This window comes from uncultured Polaribacter sp. (assembly GCF_947503855.1).
GTDB lineage: Bacteria > Bacteroidota > Bacteroidia > Flavobacteriales > Flavobacteriaceae > Polaribacter.
In genome coordinates, this window is the sequence record NZ_CANNFF010000021.1 from 1 (window position 1) to 2,543 (window position 2,543).

A 2,543-nucleotide genomic window follows, 5' to 3' on the forward strand; every position below is an offset into this window, starting at 1 on the left:
TGTTTGTATAAGATTAGTGGCGTGTTTAAGCACCTAATTTAGCAAATATAAACTGAATAGAAAATCCGCGAGAATTTCCGTAAGTAGACAATAACTAGCCATTAATTTTATACGGTGTTGTGCCCAGTTATTTCAAACGATAGATTGTTTTATTTTTTTCTCCTATTTTTTCAAATAAATTCAATTCTGCTCCATTCTTTAAATCTCTACTTGCAGTTGCTGAAGAAATATCTTTAAAAATATCCATATAATCTTTTCTTGTAAATTCAGTTTTATTTAATGAAATATAGTATTCTAATCTATCTTTTTCATTTAATGTTCGATTATTAAAATCTAATAGTTGACTTATTGAAATGTCAATAACGTTTAGCATATATTCAATAAACTTAGTTGATTTTCCAGATTTATCACTTTCAGCCAAAGCTTTGTAATATTTTTCTTGGTCATTACTGATTAAGGTTTCAAAAGGTAAAAACTCAAATATTGGATATTTTTCCATTAAAATTAAAGTTTGCCATAATCTTCCCATTCTGCCATTTCCATCCAAGAATGGATGTATAAATTCCATTTCGTAATGGAAAACACAACTTTTAATTAATTCAATTTCATCAGACTTTTTCAAATATTCAAAAAGGTCTTTCATTAAGTATGGCACATTTTCAAATGGTGGTGCTAAATGCTCAACTTTAGAGCCTTTTACAATTCCGACACTTTGAGTCCTATATTTTCCAGAATTTTCAATTAAACCTTCCATTAGTTTTTGATGTGCTTCTAAAAAGGATTTTTCATTAGAAGGATTGAAATTTTCTAAATTTTCATAGATTTTGATTGCATTTAGAACTTCAAGAACATCTTTTTTAGGACCAATAACTCTTTTGTTTTCAAGAAGTGCTGTTATTTGTTCTTCTGTAAGTGTGTTTCCTTCTATTTTTAATGAAGAATGAATAGTTTTAATTCTATTCTGTTTTCTCAATTTAGGTGAAGATCTGTTTAATAAATTAGCATTTACTTCTCCTATTTTCTCTGAAATAGAGGTTATTAATTTTAAAATAGAAGATGTTATTTCGTAAGGTGGTTTCATTTTCTTGATACTATCATTTGATACTATCAAAGATACAATCATTTAATCTGAATTATGTTATGAAACGGGATTTTTAATTAGGCACAACGTTGATGTATAAGATTAGTTGCGTATTTTAAGCACTAAAGTTAGCAAATAAATCACAGATAGAAAGTGAAGTGCACCCAAAAGTTTAGACAAATTTATAATTAATTTTGATAATAATGAGCTCGATATTCAATCGGGCTCATTCCATTTAAATTTTGTTTAATTCTCTCATTATTATAATATTTTATATACACTTTAATCTCTTTTTTTAACTGAGATATCGACTTATATTTATTTAGATAAAACAATTCAGATTTTAGAATACCGAAGAAATTTTCTATCACAGCGTTATCTAAACAATTTCCTTTACGAGACATACTCTGAGTAATTCCTTTTTCTGTTAATAATCTTCGATATTGTTTCATTTGATACTGCCATCCTTGATCAGAATGTAATATTAAATTTGCCTTATCTGGTATTTTCTTAAAAGATTTTTTGAGCATAATAGCTACTTGTTTAAAATCAGGTTTTTCAGATAATTGATAACTTATTATTTCTCTGTTAAAGAGATCTATTATCGGAGATAGATATAGTTTTTTTCCTAAAACTTTAAATTCTGTAATATCAGTAGCCCATTTTTTATTTGGCCTAATAGCATTAAAATTACGTTGTAATATATTAGGAGCTGTTTCACCTATTTGTCCTTTATAAGACTTGTATCTTTTAGCTCTGACTAAACTTTTCAAACCAAATTCACGCATTAACTTGAGTACTGTTTTATGATTTATTAGAGTGCCTCTTTTGTTGATTTCTAAAGTGATTCTTCTATAACCAAATCTTCCTTTGTGGCGATGATATATTTGATTGATCAATAGTTTTATCTCTTTATATTTATCAACTAAAAGACTTCTTTTATGATAATAATAATAACTACTTCTTGCCATGTTCGTATGATATAGTAAAATGTCTAAATCATACTTATGCCTTAATTCTGTTATGGCTTTTGCTTTTTGTTTTGCTCTTGTTGAATTAAGGCCTGTAACTTTTTTAGCAAGTCCAGTTCTGCACCTAATGATTCATTTTCTAATAAAAGTTCCTCTTCTCTTGTTAAAGGTTTATTAGACTTTTTTTTAGCCCTCTTAAATTGCATAGATTTTGGTTTACCTCTAGGTTTAATGTTTAAGCCTACAATACCCTCTTTTTTATAATTACGTTGCCACTTCATAATTACAGATTTAGTAGGAATATTAAACTCTAAACAAGCTTGACTGAAAGATAATGAATCTTTGTCAATAGCATTCAAGACTTTAAGTTTAAAAGGAATGCTGTACACTTTGGTTTTTCTTGGTAATAGCGCTTTTGTATTATACTGAAATAGGTTGACCTTTTTTTAGGTTTAATTTATACGTTCAAACTATTTTTTTAAGCCGTTTAG

The 2,543-nt window shown here is 27.4% G+C and carries 3 protein-coding genes; all 3 read right to left on the minus strand.

What is annotated here, in order from left to right; translation table 11 throughout:
- Window positions 1–127: 127 nt before the first annotated feature.
- The 3 genes from Q0662_RS11845 to Q0662_RS11855 all read right to left on the minus strand — a co-directional run bounded on the left by Q0662_RS11845 (window position 128) and on the right by Q0662_RS11855 (window position 2,441).
- Entirely contained in the window at window positions 128–1,081 is a 954-nt protein-coding gene (locus Q0662_RS11845; protein WP_298950130.1) for a Fic family protein, read from the minus strand.
- Window positions 1,082–1,269: 188 nt separating this feature from the next.
- On the minus strand, window positions 1,270–2,184 hold the full coding sequence (locus Q0662_RS11850; RefSeq protein ID WP_367181306.1) for an IS3 family transposase: 915 nt from the start codon (window positions 2,182–2,184) through the stop codon (window positions 1,270–1,272).
- Entirely contained in the window at window positions 2,103–2,441 is a 339-nt protein-coding gene (locus Q0662_RS11855; protein WP_298950128.1) for a helix-turn-helix domain-containing protein, read from the minus strand. The genes Q0662_RS11850 and Q0662_RS11855 overlap by 82 nt, the downstream gene beginning before the upstream one ends.
- Between the last annotated feature and the right edge of the window lie 102 nt (window positions 2,442–2,543).